13 protein-coding genes are annotated in these 16,252 nt (G+C 42.6%); all 13 read left to right on the forward strand.

Annotated features, from left to right (window positions below; translation table 11 throughout):
* Positions 1-164 precede the first annotated feature (164 nt).
* The 13 genes from H8S88_RS04245 to csm3 all read left to right on the forward strand — a co-directional run bounded on the left by H8S88_RS04245 (position 165) and on the right by csm3 (position 16,251).
* Entirely contained in the window at positions 165-719 is a 555-nt protein-coding gene (locus H8S88_RS04245) for a hypothetical protein (protein ID WP_048789634.1), read from the forward strand.
* Between the two features lie 158 nt (positions 720-877).
* Positions 878-1,828 (forward strand): competence protein CoiA, encoded by a 951-nt coding sequence (locus tag H8S88_RS04250; RefSeq protein ID WP_048789635.1) that lies wholly within the window; start codon positions 878-880, stop codon positions 1,826-1,828.
* 70 nt (positions 1,829-1,898) lie between these two features.
* Positions 1,899-3,701 (forward strand): oligoendopeptidase F, encoded by a 1,803-nt coding sequence (gene pepF / locus H8S88_RS04255; protein WP_048789636.1) that lies wholly within the window; start codon positions 1,899-1,901, stop codon positions 3,699-3,701.
* 1 nt (position 3,702) lies between these two features.
* Positions 3,703-4,416 (forward strand): O-methyltransferase, encoded by a 714-nt coding sequence (locus tag H8S88_RS04260; protein ID WP_048789637.1) that lies wholly within the window; start codon positions 3,703-3,705, stop codon positions 4,414-4,416.
* 77 nt (positions 4,417-4,493) lie between these two features.
* On the forward strand, positions 4,494-5,435 hold the full coding sequence (locus tag H8S88_RS04265) for a peptidylprolyl isomerase (protein ID WP_048789638.1): 942 nt from the start codon (positions 4,494-4,496) through the stop codon (positions 5,433-5,435).
* Between the two features lie 290 nt (positions 5,436-5,725).
* Positions 5,726-6,208: an LURP-one-related/scramblase family protein gene (locus H8S88_RS04270; RefSeq protein ID WP_048789639.1), complete on the forward strand. Its 483-nt coding sequence runs from the start codon at positions 5,726-5,728 to the stop codon at positions 6,206-6,208.
* A gap of 36 nt (positions 6,209-6,244) precedes the next feature.
* Complete coding sequence (gene alaS / locus H8S88_RS04275) at positions 6,245-8,863, forward strand: alanine--tRNA ligase (protein ID WP_236127974.1); 2,619 nt, start codon at positions 6,245-6,247, stop codon at positions 8,861-8,863.
* A 119-nt stretch (positions 8,864-8,982) separates the two neighbouring features.
* Positions 8,983-9,990, forward strand: a complete 1,008-nt coding sequence (gene cas1 / locus H8S88_RS04280) for a CRISPR-associated endonuclease Cas1 (protein ID WP_236127975.1) — start codon at positions 8,983-8,985, stop codon at positions 9,988-9,990.
* Positions 9,990-10,319, forward strand: a complete 330-nt coding sequence (gene cas2 / locus H8S88_RS04285) for a CRISPR-associated endonuclease Cas2 (RefSeq protein WP_236127976.1) — start codon at positions 9,990-9,992, stop codon at positions 10,317-10,319. The genes cas1 and cas2 overlap by 1 nt, the downstream gene beginning before the upstream one ends.
* Before the next feature lie 1,897 nt (positions 10,320-12,216).
* A complete protein-coding gene (cas6, locus tag H8S88_RS04290) occupies positions 12,217-12,948 on the forward strand; it encodes a CRISPR-associated endoribonuclease Cas6 (RefSeq protein ID WP_236127977.1) in 732 nt (243 codons plus the stop codon).
* On the forward strand, positions 12,929-15,217 hold the full coding sequence (gene cas10, locus H8S88_RS04295; RefSeq protein WP_236127978.1) for a type III-A CRISPR-associated protein Cas10/Csm1: 2,289 nt from the start codon (positions 12,929-12,931) through the stop codon (positions 15,215-15,217). Before cas6 ends, cas10 begins: the two co-directional genes overlap by 20 nt.
* Positions 15,218-15,589, forward strand: coding sequence for a type III-A CRISPR-associated protein Csm2 (gene csm2, locus H8S88_RS04300; protein WP_236127979.1), 372 nt, complete (start codon positions 15,218-15,220; stop codon positions 15,587-15,589).
* On the forward strand, positions 15,589-16,251 hold the full coding sequence (gene csm3 / locus H8S88_RS04305) for a type III-A CRISPR-associated RAMP protein Csm3 (protein WP_236127980.1): 663 nt from the start codon (positions 15,589-15,591) through the stop codon (positions 16,249-16,251). Before csm2 ends, csm3 begins: the two co-directional genes overlap by 1 nt.
* Position 16,252 lies beyond the last annotated feature (1 nt).

Genomic DNA, 16,252 nt, shown 5'->3' on the forward strand with positions numbered 1-16,252 from the left:
ATAAAGTCAAAATAGGAAGTTTGACGCAGAATCTTTGGATTCTAGGAGAACTTATCTTTTTGACACAATCCGCAGCCCGTGTTCAATTAGTTTTGGATCTAAGGCTCCAAAACTCCCGAGCTTGATGCTAAAATGGTAGTGGAAGCTTAAAAAGGAGAGAGTGAATGAAAAAAATACTAATATCGACGCTTGCTTTACTGGGAGTGATGGGGCTAGTAGCCTGCTCGAATCAAGAAGGGACCTCGTCCAGTGAAAAGTCTGTAAAGGAAACACGCCAGTCATCAACCTTTTCTCAGGGCAAGAAAGTGACCAGCTTGAAAGGATCCTCAGAGTCTCCTTTTGTCTTGTATACAGATGAGGAACTTGAAAATGCTAGAACTGTTGGAGACTTTAAAGCGCTCTATGCTTTGATGATGGACCGAACCGTTGCTCATTCAGAGGAAGCAGGAGCATCACTGACGGGCTCTGCTAAAGAGACCTATGAGACCTATCTGAAAGATTTGAAAGAGAAAATGGAAACGAGCAAGACCCGCTTTAATGAATCTATGGATACGATAGGGTCCGAAGACACCGAAGTCCCGGAAGCTACCCGTGCAACCATTGTTGAAAAATTTGAAACGGCTCGAAAACAAGCTGAAGCATCTGAAAATGGGACCGCTCCATCATCGGAAACTCCAGATCCGGCATCAGACGAGAATTCGAGTGAGTCAGATCAATAAGCTAGGGACGTATTTAAACTTCTCGTCTAGGATGGATGAGCAGTCGCTTTGCATGTAAGAACGATTATATCTAAACAAGGAGCTTGGCTCCTTTTTTTCTTTCTCTTCTATATAAATAAGCGTCTTCGGTTACGAATTATATAAGTGGAGGTGATGACATGTTTGTTGCGACAGATGCAAAGCAACAGCGTTGGAATTGTTTGGAGAAAATCCCGATGAAAAAGGAAGGTCCCTTTTTCTGTCTCTTGTGTGGAAAGGAAGTCCGCTTAAAGAAAGGATTCGTGATGCGTCCTCATTTTGCTCACGTTAGCCTAGAGGCTTGCCCCTTTCATCATGAGACGGAGAGTCCAGAGCATTTAGAGTTAAAACTGGGGCTTTATCAATGGGCCAAGCAAAACTCCGATGCTGAAGTGGAAAGTCCTCTGCAGGCTTTCCAACAGATTGCGGATGTTCTCCTTCCGGATCAAAAGATTGCCTTAGAAGTGCAATGCAGTTCCTTGTCTATGGAGCGTTTAAAAGAACGGAGCGATGCCTATCACAAGCATGGCTATCAGGTCTATTGGTTGTTAGGGAAAAACTTGTGGCTTAAGAAAAGCTTGTCTGCTCTGCAGGAAGGTTTTGTCTATTTTAGTCAAAATAGGGGCTTTCATCTCTGGGAGTTAGACCTAGAGAAGCAGGAAGTTCGTCTCCACTATCTCATTCATCAAGACTTGCGAGGGCGTCTTTATTATCGGACTCAACATTTCCCTTTTTATGGAGGTAATCTGTTAGAAGTTTTGCGGACGCCTTATGCCCAACAAAGCTTGCAACAAATGACAGTTCCTCTAGACAGACAGTTTAAGGACTATCTTCGTCAACAGCTGTATTACCGCCATCCTAAATGGATGGCCCTTCAGGAACAACTCTATCTGAAAGGAAAGCATCTCCTGGAGTTGGACTTGGAAGCCTTTTATCCCCTTTGTCGGCCACTGAAGTCTTCCCATTTTATTCAGATTAGGGGAGATTGGCGAAGCTATTACCAGGACTTTATGACCTACTATCGTCGAACTGGAATGAAAGCGACGCAGACTCTTTATTCCCCTCGTTTTTATCAGAATGGGAAAGCTTAAATTTCCGTGAATCAAATACCCCCAAATGGTAATATATGTGATAAAATAGAAACATTGGAGGATTTTTGTAATGGTAAAACAACGAAATGAAATTGATGAAAAATACCAATGGGATTTGTCGACCATTTTTGCGACAGACCAAGCTTGGGAAGAAGAAGCAACTGCTTTAGCTGCAGCGATTAAAGATGCTGCCCATTTTGCAGGATCTTTATTGTCTTCTCCAGCCAATCTATTAGAAACCACAGAAGTTTATTTGGACTTGAGCCGTCGTTTGGAGAAGGTCTATGTCTACGCCCATATGAAGAATGACCAGGATACACGCGTAGCCAAATACCAAGAATTCCAATCAAAAGCCATGTCTCTATACAGCCTTTTAGGGGAGATCTTTGCCTTCTACGAACCAGAATTTATGGAGATCACCGAAGAGCAATATGCCAACTTCTTGAAAGAAGTCCCTGCCTTAGAAGCTTATGCTCATTACTTTGACAAATTGCTCAAAACCAAAGAGCACGTTCTTTCTCAAAAAGAAGAAGAATTGCTAGCAGGAGCAGGTGAAATCTTTGCTGCGGCAGGGGAAACTTTTGAGATTTTGGACAATGCCGATATCGTCTTTCCAATGGTGAAAGATGACCAAGGCCAAGAAGTGCAGTTGACTCATGGAAACTACATCTCTTTGGTAGAGTCGAAGGACCGCCAAGTTCGTAAGGAAGCATACCAAGCCTTGTATGGTGTCTACGAACAGTACCAACATACCTATGCCAAGACCCTTCAGACCAACGTCAAGGTCCACAATTACAATGCTAAGGTTCGCAAATTCTCTAGCGCACGTGAAGCAGCTCTTTCTGCTAACTTTATCCCAGAGAGTGTCTATGATAGTTTGGTAGAAGCGGTTAACAAGCATTTGCCACTCTTGCAACGTTACGTGAAACTTCGCTCAAAAATCTTGGGAATTGAAGATTTGAAGATGTATGATGTCTACACACCATTGTCTTCTACTGACTACAAGTTCACTTACGAAGAAGCCCTTGCCAAATCTGAGCAGGCTTTGGCGGTGCTTGGTGATGACTACCTATCCCGCGTGAAGCGCGCCTTCACCGAACGTTGGATCGACGTCCAAGTCAACCAAGGGAAACGCTCAGGGGCTTATTCAGGTGGTTCATACGATACCAATGCCTTTATGTTGTTGAACTGGCAGGATACATTGGACAATCTCTTCACCTTGGTGCATGAGACAGGCCACAGTATGCACTCTAGCTATACTCGTGAGACTCAGCCTTATGTCTATGGGGATTATTCTATCTTCCTTGCTGAGATTGCTTCCACAACTAATGAAAATATCTTGACCGAGCAATTGTTGGCAGAAGTAGAAGATGATGAAACCCGTTTTGCCATTCTCAACCACTTCTTGGATGGTTTCCGTGGTACCGTCTTCCGTCAAACCCAGTTTGCTGAGTTTGAGCATGCCATTCATAAAGCAGATCAAGAAGGACAAGTCTTAACTAGCGAATTCTTGAATGAGCTCTATGCGGATTTGAACGAGAAATACTATGGTCTTTCTAAAGAAGACAATCCAGAAATCCAATACGAATGGGCTCGCATTCCTCATTTCTACTATAACTACTATGTTTTCCAATATTCAACTGGTTTTGCAGCAGCCTCTGCCTTAGCTGAGAAAATCGTTCATGGAACACAAGAAGATAAGGACAAATACCTAGAGTATTTGAAGGCCGGAAATTCGGATTACCCACTCAACGTAATCCGCAAGGCGGGTGTTGATATGGAAAAAGAAGACTACCTCAATGCTGCCTTTGAAGTCTTTGAACGTCGTCTCAATGAATTTGAGGCTCTCGTTGAAAAATTAGGATTGGCCTAAGATGGTAGAGTCTTACAGTAAAAATGCCAACCACAATATGCGCCGCCCAGTTGTCAAGGAGGAAATTGTCTCCTTCATGCGGGAGCGCCAAGCACCGGTAACGGATGCTTTAAAAGAGCTAGAAGAATTTGCTCGGCGGGAAAATATTCCCATCATCCCTCATGAAACGGTCGCTTTCTTTCGTCTCTTTTTGCAGACCATGCAACCCAAGTCGATCTTAGAAATTGGGACGGCGATCGGCTTTTCGGCCCTCTTGATGGCAGAGCAAGTACCTGATGCAAGGATTACAACCATTGATCGCAACGAGGAAATGATTGGTTTTGCCAAGGAAAACTTTGCTCGTTTTGACCAGCGTAACCAAATCACCCTCTTAGAAGGGGATGCGGTCGATCTGCTAGAGCATATCGAGCAACGCTTTGACTTGATTTTTATGGATTCGGCTAAGTCCAAGTACATCGTCTTTCTTCCAGAAGTTCTCAAACGGTTGGAAGTTGGGGGAGTAGTCATTTTGGACGATATCTTCCAAGGAGGAGATGTGGCGCGTGATATTATGGAAGTTCGTCGTGGACAACGCACCATCTATCGAGGCTTGCAGCGTCTTTTTGACGCCACTTTGGACCATCCTGGCTTGACGGCCAGTTTGATTCCCCTCGGCGATGGCATTCTTATGATTCGTAAAAATCAGGAAGAGATTTCTTTGCCGACAGAAGAGTAGCTTTTAGACTTATTTAAGTTATCCTGTTGAATTTGTGGTAAAATAGTAGCAGTGAATTTTAGAATGGAGAAATAAACATGAAGAAAAAATTTGTAGCTGGAGCGGTGACCCTCTTATCCGTTGTAACGCTAGCAGCTTGTGCAAAAGGTGGCAGTGACAAGGATATCGTCACAATGAAGGGTGACACGATCACTGTTGGTGATTTCTATGATGAAATCAAAAACAACCAAGGTGCACAACAATATCTTTTCCAAATGACCATTAATAAAGTCTTTGAAAAAGAATACGGCTCAAAAGTCTCAGACAAAGATGTTGAGAAAAAAGTTGATGAGCAGAAAAAACAATTGGGTGAAGCTTTCAAGAGCTACCTCACTCAACAAGGGTTAACAGAAGAAACCAACAAACAACAAATCCGTAGCAATCTTTTGTTAGAGTATGCGGTTGACCAAGCTATTTCAAAAGAGTTGACAGACGAAGCTTACAAAAAAGCCTTTGAAAGCTATACACCAGAAATCACTGCAAATGTGATTAAAGTGGATTCAGAAGAAAAAGCGAATGAAGTTCTTGCAAGTGTAAAAGCTGAAGGTGCTGACTTTGCACAAATTGCCAAAGAAAATTCTACAGATGCTAGCACCAAAGAAAAGGGTGGAGAAATCAAATTTGACTCTGGAACAACAACTGTTCCAACTCGTGTCAAGGAAGCAGCATCTAAGCTTGATGTAAATGGTATTTCAGATGTCGTTATTGATCCTGCTAGTCAAAAAAGCGCTGGTGCCTACTATATCGTTAAAGTAACTAAGAAGGAAGAAAAAGGATCTGACTGGAAGAAATACGAAAAACGCTTGAAAGAAATTCTGACGGCAGGACGTAAAAATGATGCCAACTTTATCCGTAGCATCATTGCCAAAGCAATGTCAAATGCCAATATCAAGGTCAAAGATGATGCCTTCAAGGCAACCTTCAACCAATACATGCAAAATATTGGTGCAACAACAGAAGGTAGCTCATCTTCTAAATAAGGATATTAGTTGACGAGCATTGTATTTATCTGTATAATGAGATAGTTGAGAATAAATCATTTAGAATCGGATGCAGAGAAGTGGCGGGGGTGCGAGCCATGGAAGAGAAATGATTTTGCTACTCAATAGAACAATTACATAATCGAATGAAGAATGACAAGTTCATTGAATGAAGGTGGTACCGCGGTTTTTCGCCCTTCGTTAGTGAGCTTGTCTTTTTTTCAGCATTTCTACCGGAGATCCTTTCTAATAAGAGAAAGGTTTTCATAAGGATTTGCAGGAGGAAACTGATGAAAACGTATCTGGTCAAACAAAAGTTTCGACTTGGAGGGGAACGCTTTGACATCAAAAATGATCTAGGAATGGTGGAATACCAGGTAGAAGGTTCATTTTTGAAGATTCCTAAGACCTTTACGGTATTTGATGTAGAAGGCCAGAAGGTCAGCCATATTATGAAGAAGCCTTTTAGCCTCTTGCCCCAATTCACTGTAGAATTGGCAGATGGCTCCAGTTTTTTCATCCGTAAAAAACTGACCTTATTACGTGATAAGTATGACATTTCTAACCTAGGACTTCGCATCGAAGGCAATATCTGGGATTTGGATTTCAAGTTATTGGATGATCGCGACCAGCTGGTTGCAGAGATTAGCAAGCAAGTCTTTACCTTGACGTCGACTTATCAGGTTTCTGTCTATGAAGAGGAATATGCCAATCTGGTGATTTCCTTGTGTCTTGCCATTGACTATGTAGAAATGATGGAAAATGGCTCCTAAGCCAATCAATAGAAAACAATAAATAGAGGAGAAAACATGAAACAATTAACTAGTGCACAAGTCCGCAAAATGTGGCTTGATTTCTGGGCGACCAAAGGTCACTCAGTAGAACCATCTGTTAGCTTGGTTCCAGTAAACGATCCAACCCTATTGTGGATTAACTCAGGGGTCGCAACCCTTAAGAAATACTTTGATGGAACTATCATCCCTGAAAACCCACGGATTACCAATGCGCAAAAGGCTATCCGTACCAACGATATCGAAAACGTAGGGAAGACTGCTCGTCACCATACTATGTTTGAAATGTTGGGGAATTTCTCCATCGGGGATTACTTCCGTGACGAAGCCATTACCTGGGCTTATGAACTCTTGACAAGTCCGGAGTGGTTTGACTTCCCTAAAGACAAACTCTACATGACCTACTATCCAGCTGATACAGATTCATACAACCGCTGGATCGAAGTGGGCGTGGACCCAAGTCACTTGATCCCAATCGAAGACAACTTCTGGGAAATCGGTGCTGGACCTTCTGGACCAGATACAGAAATCTTCTTTGACCGTGGAGAAGCATTTGACCCAGAAAACATCGGTATTCGCCTTCTTGCAGAAGATATCGAAAACGACCGTTACATCGAAATCTGGAACATTGTCTTGTCACAATTTAATGCAGACCCAGCGGTTCCTCGTAGCGAGTACAAGGAATTGCCACACAAGAACATTGATACGGGCGCTGGTTTAGAGCGTTTGGTGGCGGTTATCCAAGGGGCTAAGACAAACTTTGAAACAGACCTCTTCATGCCGATTATCCGTGAAGTTGAGAAGTTGTCTGGTAAAACCTACGATCCAGATGACGACAACATGAGCTTCAAGGTGATTGCGGACCACATCCGTTCGCTGTCATTTGCGATTGGGGATGGTGCCCTTCCTGGAAATGAAGGTCGTGGCTATGTCCTTCGTCGTCTCCTCCGTCGTGCCTCTATGCATGGTCAAAAATTGGGTATCAATGAGCCTTTCCTTTACAAACTGGTTCCAACTGTTGGAAAAATCATGGAAAGCTACTACCCAGAGGTGCTTGAAAAACGTGACTTTATCGAAAAAATCGTCAAGAGCGAAGAAGAGTCATTTGCTCGTACCCTTCACTCAGGTCAACACTTTGCCCAAGGCATCGTAGCAGACTTGAAAGAAAAAGGCCAAACAGTTATCGCTGGTCAAGATGTCTTCAAACTCTACGATACATACGGATTCCCAGTGGAATTGACAGAAGAAATCGCTGAAGAAGCGGGTATGACGGTTGACCGTGAAGGTTTTGAAGCAGCTATGAAAGAGCAACAAGAACGTGCGCGTGCGTCAGCTGTCAAAGGCGGCTCTATGGGGATGCAAAACGAAACCCTTCAAAACATTACAGTTGAGAGTGTCTTCAATTACAATGCTAGCCAATTGTCTTCTAAGTTGGTGGCTATCGTGGCGGACAATGCAGAAGTAGAAGCTGTATCTGAAGGAACTGCATCACTTATCTTTGCAGAAACACCTTTCTACGCTGAAATGGGTGGACAAGTTGCGGACCATGGTCAAATCTTGGATGCTCAAGGAAATGTCGTAGCAACTGTAACAGACGTTCAAAAAGCACCAAACGGACAAGCTCTCCATACTGTTGAAGTTCTTGCTCCACTTGCTTTGAACCAAGAATATACCTTGGCGATCGATACGAACCGTCGTCATCGTGTCATGAAGAACCACACAGCGACTCACTTGCTCCATGCAGCTCTTCACAATATCCTTGGCCACCATGCTACTCAAGCAGGATCTCTTAACGAAGTAGAATTCCTTCGCTTTGACTTCACCCACTTCCAGGCAGTAACTCCTGAAGAATTGCGGGCTATTGAGCAACAAGTCAATGAAAAGATTTGGGAAGCCATCGCAGTGGAAACAGTTGAGACTGACATCGATACAGCTAAAGAAATGGGAGCGATGGCCCTCTTTGGTGAGAAATATGGTAAAGAAGTCCGCGTTGTAACGATTGGTAACTACTCAGTCGAGCTTTGTGGTGGAACTCACGTTGGCAATACTTCTGAAATCGGCCTCTTTAAGATTGTCAAAGAAGAAGGGATTGGATCAGGAACTCGTCGTATCTTGGCAGTGACTGGTAAAGAAGCCTTCGAAGCTTACCGTGAACAAGAAGATGCACTGAAAGCAGTCGCAGCAACCTTGAAAGCACCTCAACTCAAGGAAGTTCCTCATAAGGTTGAAGGCCTTCAAGAGCAGCTCCGTCAATTGCAAAAAGAAAATGCAGAATTGAAGGAAAAAGCGGCAGCAGCGGCAGCAGGCGATGTCTTCAAGAATGTCCAAGAAGCAAACGGCCACCGTTACATTGCTAGTCAAGTTTCTGTATCAGATGCAGGTGCTCTTCGTACCTTTGCAGATAACTGGAAGCAAAAAGACTATTCGGATGTGCTTGTTCTTGTCGCAGCAATCGGTGACAAGGTGAATGTCCTTGTAGCCAGCAAGACAAAAGACATCCACGCTGGAAACTTGGTTAAAGAATTGGCTCCAATCGTCGATGGACGTGGTGGTGGTAAACCAGACATGGCCATGGCAGGAGGAAGCAACCAAGCGAAGATCCGAGAATTGTTGGATGCCGTAGCAGGTAAATTGTAATAAATAGGAGATCTACCTTCGGGTAGGTCTTTTGTTTGAGCATTTTTTTCTAAATGGCTTGACTATTTTTGAAAATGTGATAAACTAATATCCTTTGTCCATTGAGGAGGTGTCAGGACATGAGTGATTTATTCGTACAAAAGTCGGACTATGCTTTAGGTCTATCTGAACATAGAATTATCGTGAAAAATGGGAATCGCGAAATTGTCAGGGAGATTTCGATCCATCTGGTTGAAAATATCTTAATTTTTGGACCAGCTCAACTCTCTACCCAACTCTTACGAGAGTTGGCAATGGCTAAAAAGAATGTCTATTATTTTACAAAAGATGGAAAATTCTTGTTTTGTTTAGATTCCTATCGACAGGAGGATTTCGAAAAGCAAAAGATTCAAGTTCAGGCTTGTTTCCAGCCGGCCTTCTGTTTATCCCTTGCTCAGAAAATTGTGACGGCCAAGGTCAAGCACCAACTCACCTTACTGAAGGAATATGATCGAGAAGGTCTACTGTCTAGCGAAGATTTCACTCGCTTTGAGCAAACGCTCGATAAGATTGCTGGTGCGGAATCGATAACAGAAATTATGGGCTATGAAGGACGTATTGCAAAATCCTATTTTTACTATCTGAGTCTCCTTGTTCCAGACTCGTTTCGTTTTCATGGTCGGACTAGGAGGCCTGCCAAGGATTGTTTTAATAGTCTACTCAATTTTGGCTATTCTTTCTTGTATTCTAGTTTTTTAGGACTCATTCGTAAGAATGGCTTGAGTTTCGGCTTTGGTGTCCTGCACCAAAACCACCATCATCATGCTAGTCTTGCTAGTGATTTGATGGAGGAGTGGCGTCCCGTCATCGTGGACAATACAGTGATGGATTTGCTCCTTCATGAAGAGCTAGGAAAGGAGCATTTTGAAAAAGAGGAAGATGGTGCGGTCCTATTAACAGATGAAGGACGTGAAATCTTTATCCGAGCGTTGAGGGAAAGAATGCTGGAAATCCATCCATATGTAGAAGGGGATGGTAAACGCTACAGTTTTTTCTATACTGCTGATCAGCAAATCAAAAGCTTGATCAGATCGTTTGAAGAGCTAGATCCTCACTCTTATCGAACATGTGATACAGGAGATAGCTAATGGGATTATTCTATCATTTATCAGCAGATGAGAAGGAGTTCGCCAAGAAAAAGGCTCTCTTTTGCTTGATTATCTACGATATCACCAGCAATAAACGGAGATTGAAATTAGCTAAACTGCTAGAGGGCTTTGGTGTTCGCGTGCAACGGTCTTGTTTTGAGGTGGATTTAGAGGTCTCTAGTTATCAGCTCTTGCTTGGTGCTCTGCAAGATTTTTATGATGCCAAGCAAGAGGACAATATTATCATCTATGTCGGTAGTCGGGAGGAAACCGTTCGTTTGAATGGGGATGAGGGCTCAGTAGAACGTGAAGATTGTTTGTTCTTCTAGCTGAAAGCTCTCGTAAAATATGGTATACTTAAGATAGTTTCCAGGTAGGAACTATCTTGTGTGTTGAATCCCTTTGGGGATACAACATATGGGGGTAGGAAACTACCCAAGCCTCGAGAGGGGACGGAAACAAACGTACTCGTGCCCCTGGCACTCGGTCACTACTTGGTAGGAAACTACCCAAGCCTCGAGAGGGGACGGAAACTCCTGAAATACGCCATTGCAACTGCCTATAATCGTTAGGTAGGAAACTACCCAAGCCTCGAGAGGGGACGGAAACAATTGTGAGTCCCAAACCTCTATCATGCAATCATCATCAATCGTAGGAAACTACCCAAGCCTCGAGAGGGGACGGAAACCTGCTGTCGCAAATTTAAAAGTATTTTGTTTTTTGTAGGAAACTACCCAAGCCTCGAGAGGGGACGGAAACTGTATGTTTCATCCAAAAATTCAACAAATCGTGTAGGAACCCACCCATACCTCGAGAGGGGACGGAAACCCTAGTAACTGACTTGTTAATGTTGGTTCTAGCATCTGTAGGAAACCACGCATACCTCGCGAGGGGACGGAAACAAGCGTGACGTTTTTGGTTGATAAATTTTGTATGGCGGTAGGAAACTACCCAAGCCTCGCGAGGGGACGGAAACTGTATAACACTTATAGCTTTTAAGTGTTTGAAATGTGTAGGACCCCACCCAAGCCTCGATAGGGGCCGGAAACGCAAAGACGCCTTCCCTTTATAAACTTTGATTTCGGTAGGAAACCACTCATACCTCGCGAGGGGCCGGAAACATCCCAAACCAACCCCACGATAGACCACCGAAGCTGACGTAGGAACCCACCCATACCTCGATAGGGGCCGGAAACTGTCCTTCTTTCTCGTATTGACGAGTGCGAAGTTCGCCTTCGTAGGAAATCACTCATACCTCGAGAGGGGCCGGAAACCGTCCAACTAGGATTACTTTATTCATTTTAATTTACCGTAGGAAACACCCCCAAGCCTCGAGAGGGGCCGGAAACCCAAGCCCATATAGTGCTTGTCTGGTTCATCACTGTAGGAAACTACCCAAGCCTCGAGAGGGGCCGGAAACTTTGTAAGATTATAGCTTCTTACTAGCTTTTTTCTGGGTAGGAAACTCCCTAAGCCTCGCGAGGGGCCGGAAACGAATTTTTTCCCTCCTTATATCCTCCTATGATTGTGTAGGAAACTACCCAAGCCTTGAGAGGGGACGGAAACTCATTTTATTTTTCCTCTTTTTTCTATTTTTTTAAAAGTAGGAAACCACCCATACCTCGAGAGGGGACGGAAACCATCCGAATAGGCCGATTGTCACCAACATAAACCATAGTAGGAAACCACCCACACCTTGAGAGAGGCCGGAAACCATTGGGTTCCATAGCAACCATCAGCATCAGCACCGTAGGAAACCATCCATACCTCGAGAGGGGCCGGAAACACCTTGATAGGCGCTTTTTTGTAGCGACAAAGTTCGTAGGACCCCACCCATACCTCGAGAGGGGCCGGAAACATGATCTCTTTTGGATCAATTTCTATTTTTTTCATTTGTAGGAAACTACCCAAGCCTCGCGAGGGGCCGGAAACTTTAGGAAACTTGTGTACTATCCGTTATACTATGAGGGCGTAGGCCCCCAACCCTCGAGAGGGGATAAAAACTAGAAAAGTGTTGACAACGCTTACAAAAAATGTTAATATTTACATATATTAAGGGCGCCCCAAATGAGGTGAAAAGTACTTTTCAACTTTTGGGGTTTTTTCGTACATACAGTTTTTGAATGAGAGGGAAAGGGAATTTTAGAACACCTTTTTTCAAAAAGGTTTCTGAGAAAGGAACCAGTTGAATTAGAAATAGAACACTTATATCAATAAAGGAGGCATATGAAACGCATCATTATTTCATTGCAGCGGATCGACCAATCGCCAATCGACCTATCTGCTAAATTGCACGGATTTTTGATGGAAAAATTAGATCCAGACTATGTGGCTTGGTTACATGAGCAGGAGACCAATCCATACTCCATGAAGGTCACTCATCAGAGAGAGCAGACAATATGGACCCTTCAGCTCCTAACAGATGAGGCCATACAGCAGATTTTGCCTTTTGTACTAGAGCTCAAGAGGGTGGAACTAAATGGTCTGCCGGTCTTTGGAGTTCAGTCTATTACTATGCAAGATCTCAGTTCAGAGCAACTCTTTGAGTTTTTTAATGAAAACCAAGATCGGTCACTCTTTATCCTCCATTTTCAAACTCCGACAGGCTTTCGCTCTCAGGGAGAGTATGTCCTCTTTCCCACTATGCGTCTCATCTTTCAGAGTTTAATGATGAAGTATGCACGTCTGCTCGAGAATCGTCAGGACATCGAAGAGGAAACCTTGGACTACTTGGTCGAGCATAGTCGGATAACGAGCTATCGACTAGAGTCTAGCTATTTTAGGGTCCATGGAAAAAAGATACCGGGCTTTAAAGGGAAGTTGACCTTTAAGATTACAGGTCCAACTACCTTGAAAGCCTACGCCAATATGCTCCTGAAATTTGGGGAATACTCAGGTATTGGCATGAAAACAAGTTTAGGGATGGGAGGTTTAGAACTTGAAGAAAGAAAAGATTGATTTAGTTTATGGATCGCTTCTGCACGCTATTGGCAAGGTGATTCAAGGTTCAAGGTATGATGAAAGAGACATAGGTACCATTGGTTCCGAATGGTTTAAACGCTTTTCGGATAATAAAAAAATAGCCCAGCAGATAGCTAAGGCGACTTCTAGTGATGTGACGACGGATTTAGCTCCTGATAGTTTGGTCTATATCACGTCAGCTGCTGCAAAGATTGCTTCTGGCCTAAAAGGGGCGGCAGAGACCCAGGAAGAAAAAGAAGATTTCCTAAGCAGACAATCGGATATCTTCAATGTATTTTCAGATACCCCTAGTCAGCGTTATCTTGATGCACGGCCATTAGAGCTTGACGGGGAGCCAAACTATGCTAAGGAATCGAACGAGCCATCTGACCAGTCAGATTATGACCGAATAGTAGAAACTTTAGAAAAAGAGTTTGAGAGATTGGACTTTAGTCAATTGCAGATAGATGCCCTTTTGAATCTCCTTGAGTCTACCCTTTCCTATGTACCTGTTTCGACAAGGACCAAGGAATTATCGGATATTTCTCTAGCAACCTACAGTCGTCTAACAGCTGGCTTTGCCCTAGCTATAGAGGAATATCTAGCAGATAAGAAGTACCTTGATTATGAGAAGGTACTGGGGCGAGATTTAGAAGCTTTTTATAGCGAGAAGGCCTTTTTATTAGCTAGTTTTGACCTGTCAGGGATTCAGGACTTTATCTACAATATCGCAACAGCTGGTGCAGCCAAGCAACTAAAAGCCCGTTCCTTGTATCTAGATTTTATGGGGGAACATATCGCTGACAGCTTACTGGAGAAGTTAGAGCTGACAAGGGCGAATCTTCTCTACGTCGGTGGAGGGCACGCCTACTTTATCCTTCCAAACACCGAAAAAACTAGAGAAACCTTGGCTAGCTTTGAAGCAGAATTCAATCAGTTTTTGGTCAAGCATTTCCAGACAGGCTTGTATGTCGCTTTTGGTTGGAGTCCGTTTTCTGCCAATGATATGACAACGACACTGGCCGACTATCGAAAAGTCTATCAAACAACTAGTCGGATGATTTCCCAAAAGAAAATTTCTCGTTATGATGCTAAAACTCTCCTTGAACTCAACCAAGGAGGAAAAAGTTCCCAGAAAGAATGCGCTATTTGCCACTCAGTCGAAAAGCTTACCAAGTATAAAGATCAAGAGGTCTGCCATATCTGTGCAGGAATGTATCGCTTTTCTCAGGAAATACAAGAAAGCTACTATATTGTCACAAAAGAAAAAGGCCTCCCGATAGGTCCGGGAGCCTATATTAGAGGTATTTCCAAAGCCGACCTTGCTAAAGAAGAGTGGGTTCGTGTTTATGTCAAGAATAGCTATAGCACAGATATCCTAAAAGCAACCCATGTCTTTGTCGGAGATTACAAGTATGCTGAGATTGACCAGTATGCCAAACTATCTCAGAAGTCTGGACAAGGGATTAAACGACTAGCAGTTGTTCGACTAGATGTGGACGATTTGGGAGCTGCCTTTATGGCTGGATTCTCTTATCAAGCTGGTGGCAAGTATAATACTCTAGCACGCTCGGCAACCTTCTCTAGAAGTATGAGTCTCTTCTTTAAGGTCTATATCAACCAGTTTGCCAAAGAGAAAAAACTATCGATTATCTATGCCGGCGGAGATGATGTATTTGCGATTGGTTCCTGGCAGGATATTATTGAGTTCACTATTTGTCTCCGACAAAACTTTATCAAGTGGACAAATGGCAAATTAACCCTATCAGCAGGAATCGGCCTCTTTCCAGATAAAACTCCAGTTAGCCTCATGGCTGAAGAAACTGGTAAGTTAGAAGGAGCTGCCAAAGATAACGAAAAGGATAGTGTTTCTCTTTTTAAAACAGGCTATACCTTGAAGTTCGACCAATCTTTTGACAATGTCAATTCTGAAAAAAACTATACATTGAAGTTCGACCAATTTATTGACAATGTCTATAATGGGAAACTGAAGAGCATTCGTTACTACTTTAATATCCAAGATGAACGTGGTAAGAGCTTTATCTATAAACTGATTGAGCTCCTTCGTCACTACGATCGCATGAATATTGCTCGATTAGCTTATTATTTAACCCGCTTAGAAGATCAAACTTCTAAGGATCAAAAAGAAGAGTTTAAAGAGTTTAAAGATTTATTCTTTTCTTGGTATACAGGTAGCGAAAATGAACGTAAGGAAGCAGAGATAGCTTTACTTCTATATATTTATGAGATTAGAAAGGATTCATAGATGGCAATTTTAACAGATAATAATTACGTAGATAAGGCAGAACAGGTTATTAAATCTTTGAATCGTAATAAAAGGGATTCTAAGTTATTTCTTTTAACAACTAGTAAAATTCGAAACCTATTAAATTTGACGAGTACCCTCTTTGATGAAAGTAAGGTTAGAGAGTACAAGGATTTGGCTGACAAAATTGCCTATTTAAGAGTGCAGTTTGTTTATCAATCGGGTCGAGAAACTTCGGTTAAAGACTTGGTAAATAAGGCTGAAATTCTAGACATACTAAAAGAAATAAACAATAAGGAAAGTCTCCAACGTTTTTGCCGCTATATGGAAGCGCTAGTAGCTTATTTCAGATTTTATGGAGGAAAAGATTAATGGCATTTGCAAAAATTCAAGTAACAGGACAAATTCGTCTAGAAACAGGGCTTCATATTGGGACAAGCAATGCTTTTGCAGCGATTGGTGCTACGGACTCACCTGTGATTAAAGATCCAATTACGAACTTACCCATTATTCCAGGATCTAGTATCAAAGGGAAAATGCGTACCCTTCTAGCAAGAGTATATAATACTACATTAGCAGAAAAACCAGGAGACGATGGGGAAATTATTAGTCGTCTCTTTGGGAATAGTTCAGACAAAAATTATAAAGTAGGAAGACTTATTTTTAGAGATGCCTTTCTAACTAACAAAGATGATTTAGATTCACGAGATGTCAAAAGTTATACTGAAGTTAAGTTTGAAAATACGATTGACCGTATCACTGCTGAAGCAAATCCAAGACAAATTGAACGTGCTATCCGAGACAGTGTCTTTGGATTTGAGCTGATCTATGAGGTGACGGACAAGAGTCAAGCTCAAGTAGAAGAAGACTTTAAAGTGATTCTTGATGGATTAAAACTGTTGGAACTTGATTATTTAGGTGGTTCAGGCTCTCGTGGATATGGTAAAGTTGTTTTTGAGGATCTTAAAGCAAATACAGTTTTTGGAAACTATGATGTTAGTAGATTGAATGAACTTTTAACTACGGAGGTCTAGT

Source organism: Streptococcus sp. GS001, from assembly GCF_021595565.1.
Lineage (GTDB): Bacteria > Bacillota > Bacilli > Lactobacillales > Streptococcaceae > Streptococcus > Streptococcus xiaochunlingii.

Coding starts and splice junctions, on each gene's coding strand:
- alaS (WP_236127974.1), top strand. CDS start 6,245: ATGAAACAATTAACTAGTGCACAAGTCCGCAAAATGTGGCTTGATTTC.
- pepF (WP_048789636.1), top strand. CDS start 1,899: ATGGTAAAACAACGAAATGAAATTGATGAAAAATACCAATGGGATTTG.
- cas6 (WP_236127977.1), top strand. CDS start 12,217: ATGAAACGCATCATTATTTCATTGCAGCGGATCGACCAATCGCCAATC.
- H8S88_RS04245 (WP_048789634.1), top strand. CDS start 165: ATGAAAAAAATACTAATATCGACGCTTGCTTTACTGGGAGTGATGGGG.
- csm3 (WP_236127980.1), top strand. CDS start 15,589: ATGGCATTTGCAAAAATTCAAGTAACAGGACAAATTCGTCTAGAAACA.
- cas2 (WP_236127976.1), top strand. CDS start 9,990: ATGGGATTATTCTATCATTTATCAGCAGATGAGAAGGAGTTCGCCAAG.
- csm2 (WP_236127979.1), top strand. CDS start 15,218: ATGGCAATTTTAACAGATAATAATTACGTAGATAAGGCAGAACAGGTT.
- cas1 (WP_236127975.1), top strand. CDS start 8,983: ATGAGTGATTTATTCGTACAAAAGTCGGACTATGCTTTAGGTCTATCT.
- H8S88_RS04250 (WP_048789635.1), top strand. CDS start 878: ATGTTTGTTGCGACAGATGCAAAGCAACAGCGTTGGAATTGTTTGGAG.
- H8S88_RS04270 (WP_048789639.1), top strand. CDS start 5,726: ATGAAAACGTATCTGGTCAAACAAAAGTTTCGACTTGGAGGGGAACGC.
- H8S88_RS04260 (WP_048789637.1), top strand. CDS start 3,703: ATGGTAGAGTCTTACAGTAAAAATGCCAACCACAATATGCGCCGCCCA.
- H8S88_RS04265 (WP_048789638.1), top strand. CDS start 4,494: ATGAAGAAAAAATTTGTAGCTGGAGCGGTGACCCTCTTATCCGTTGTA.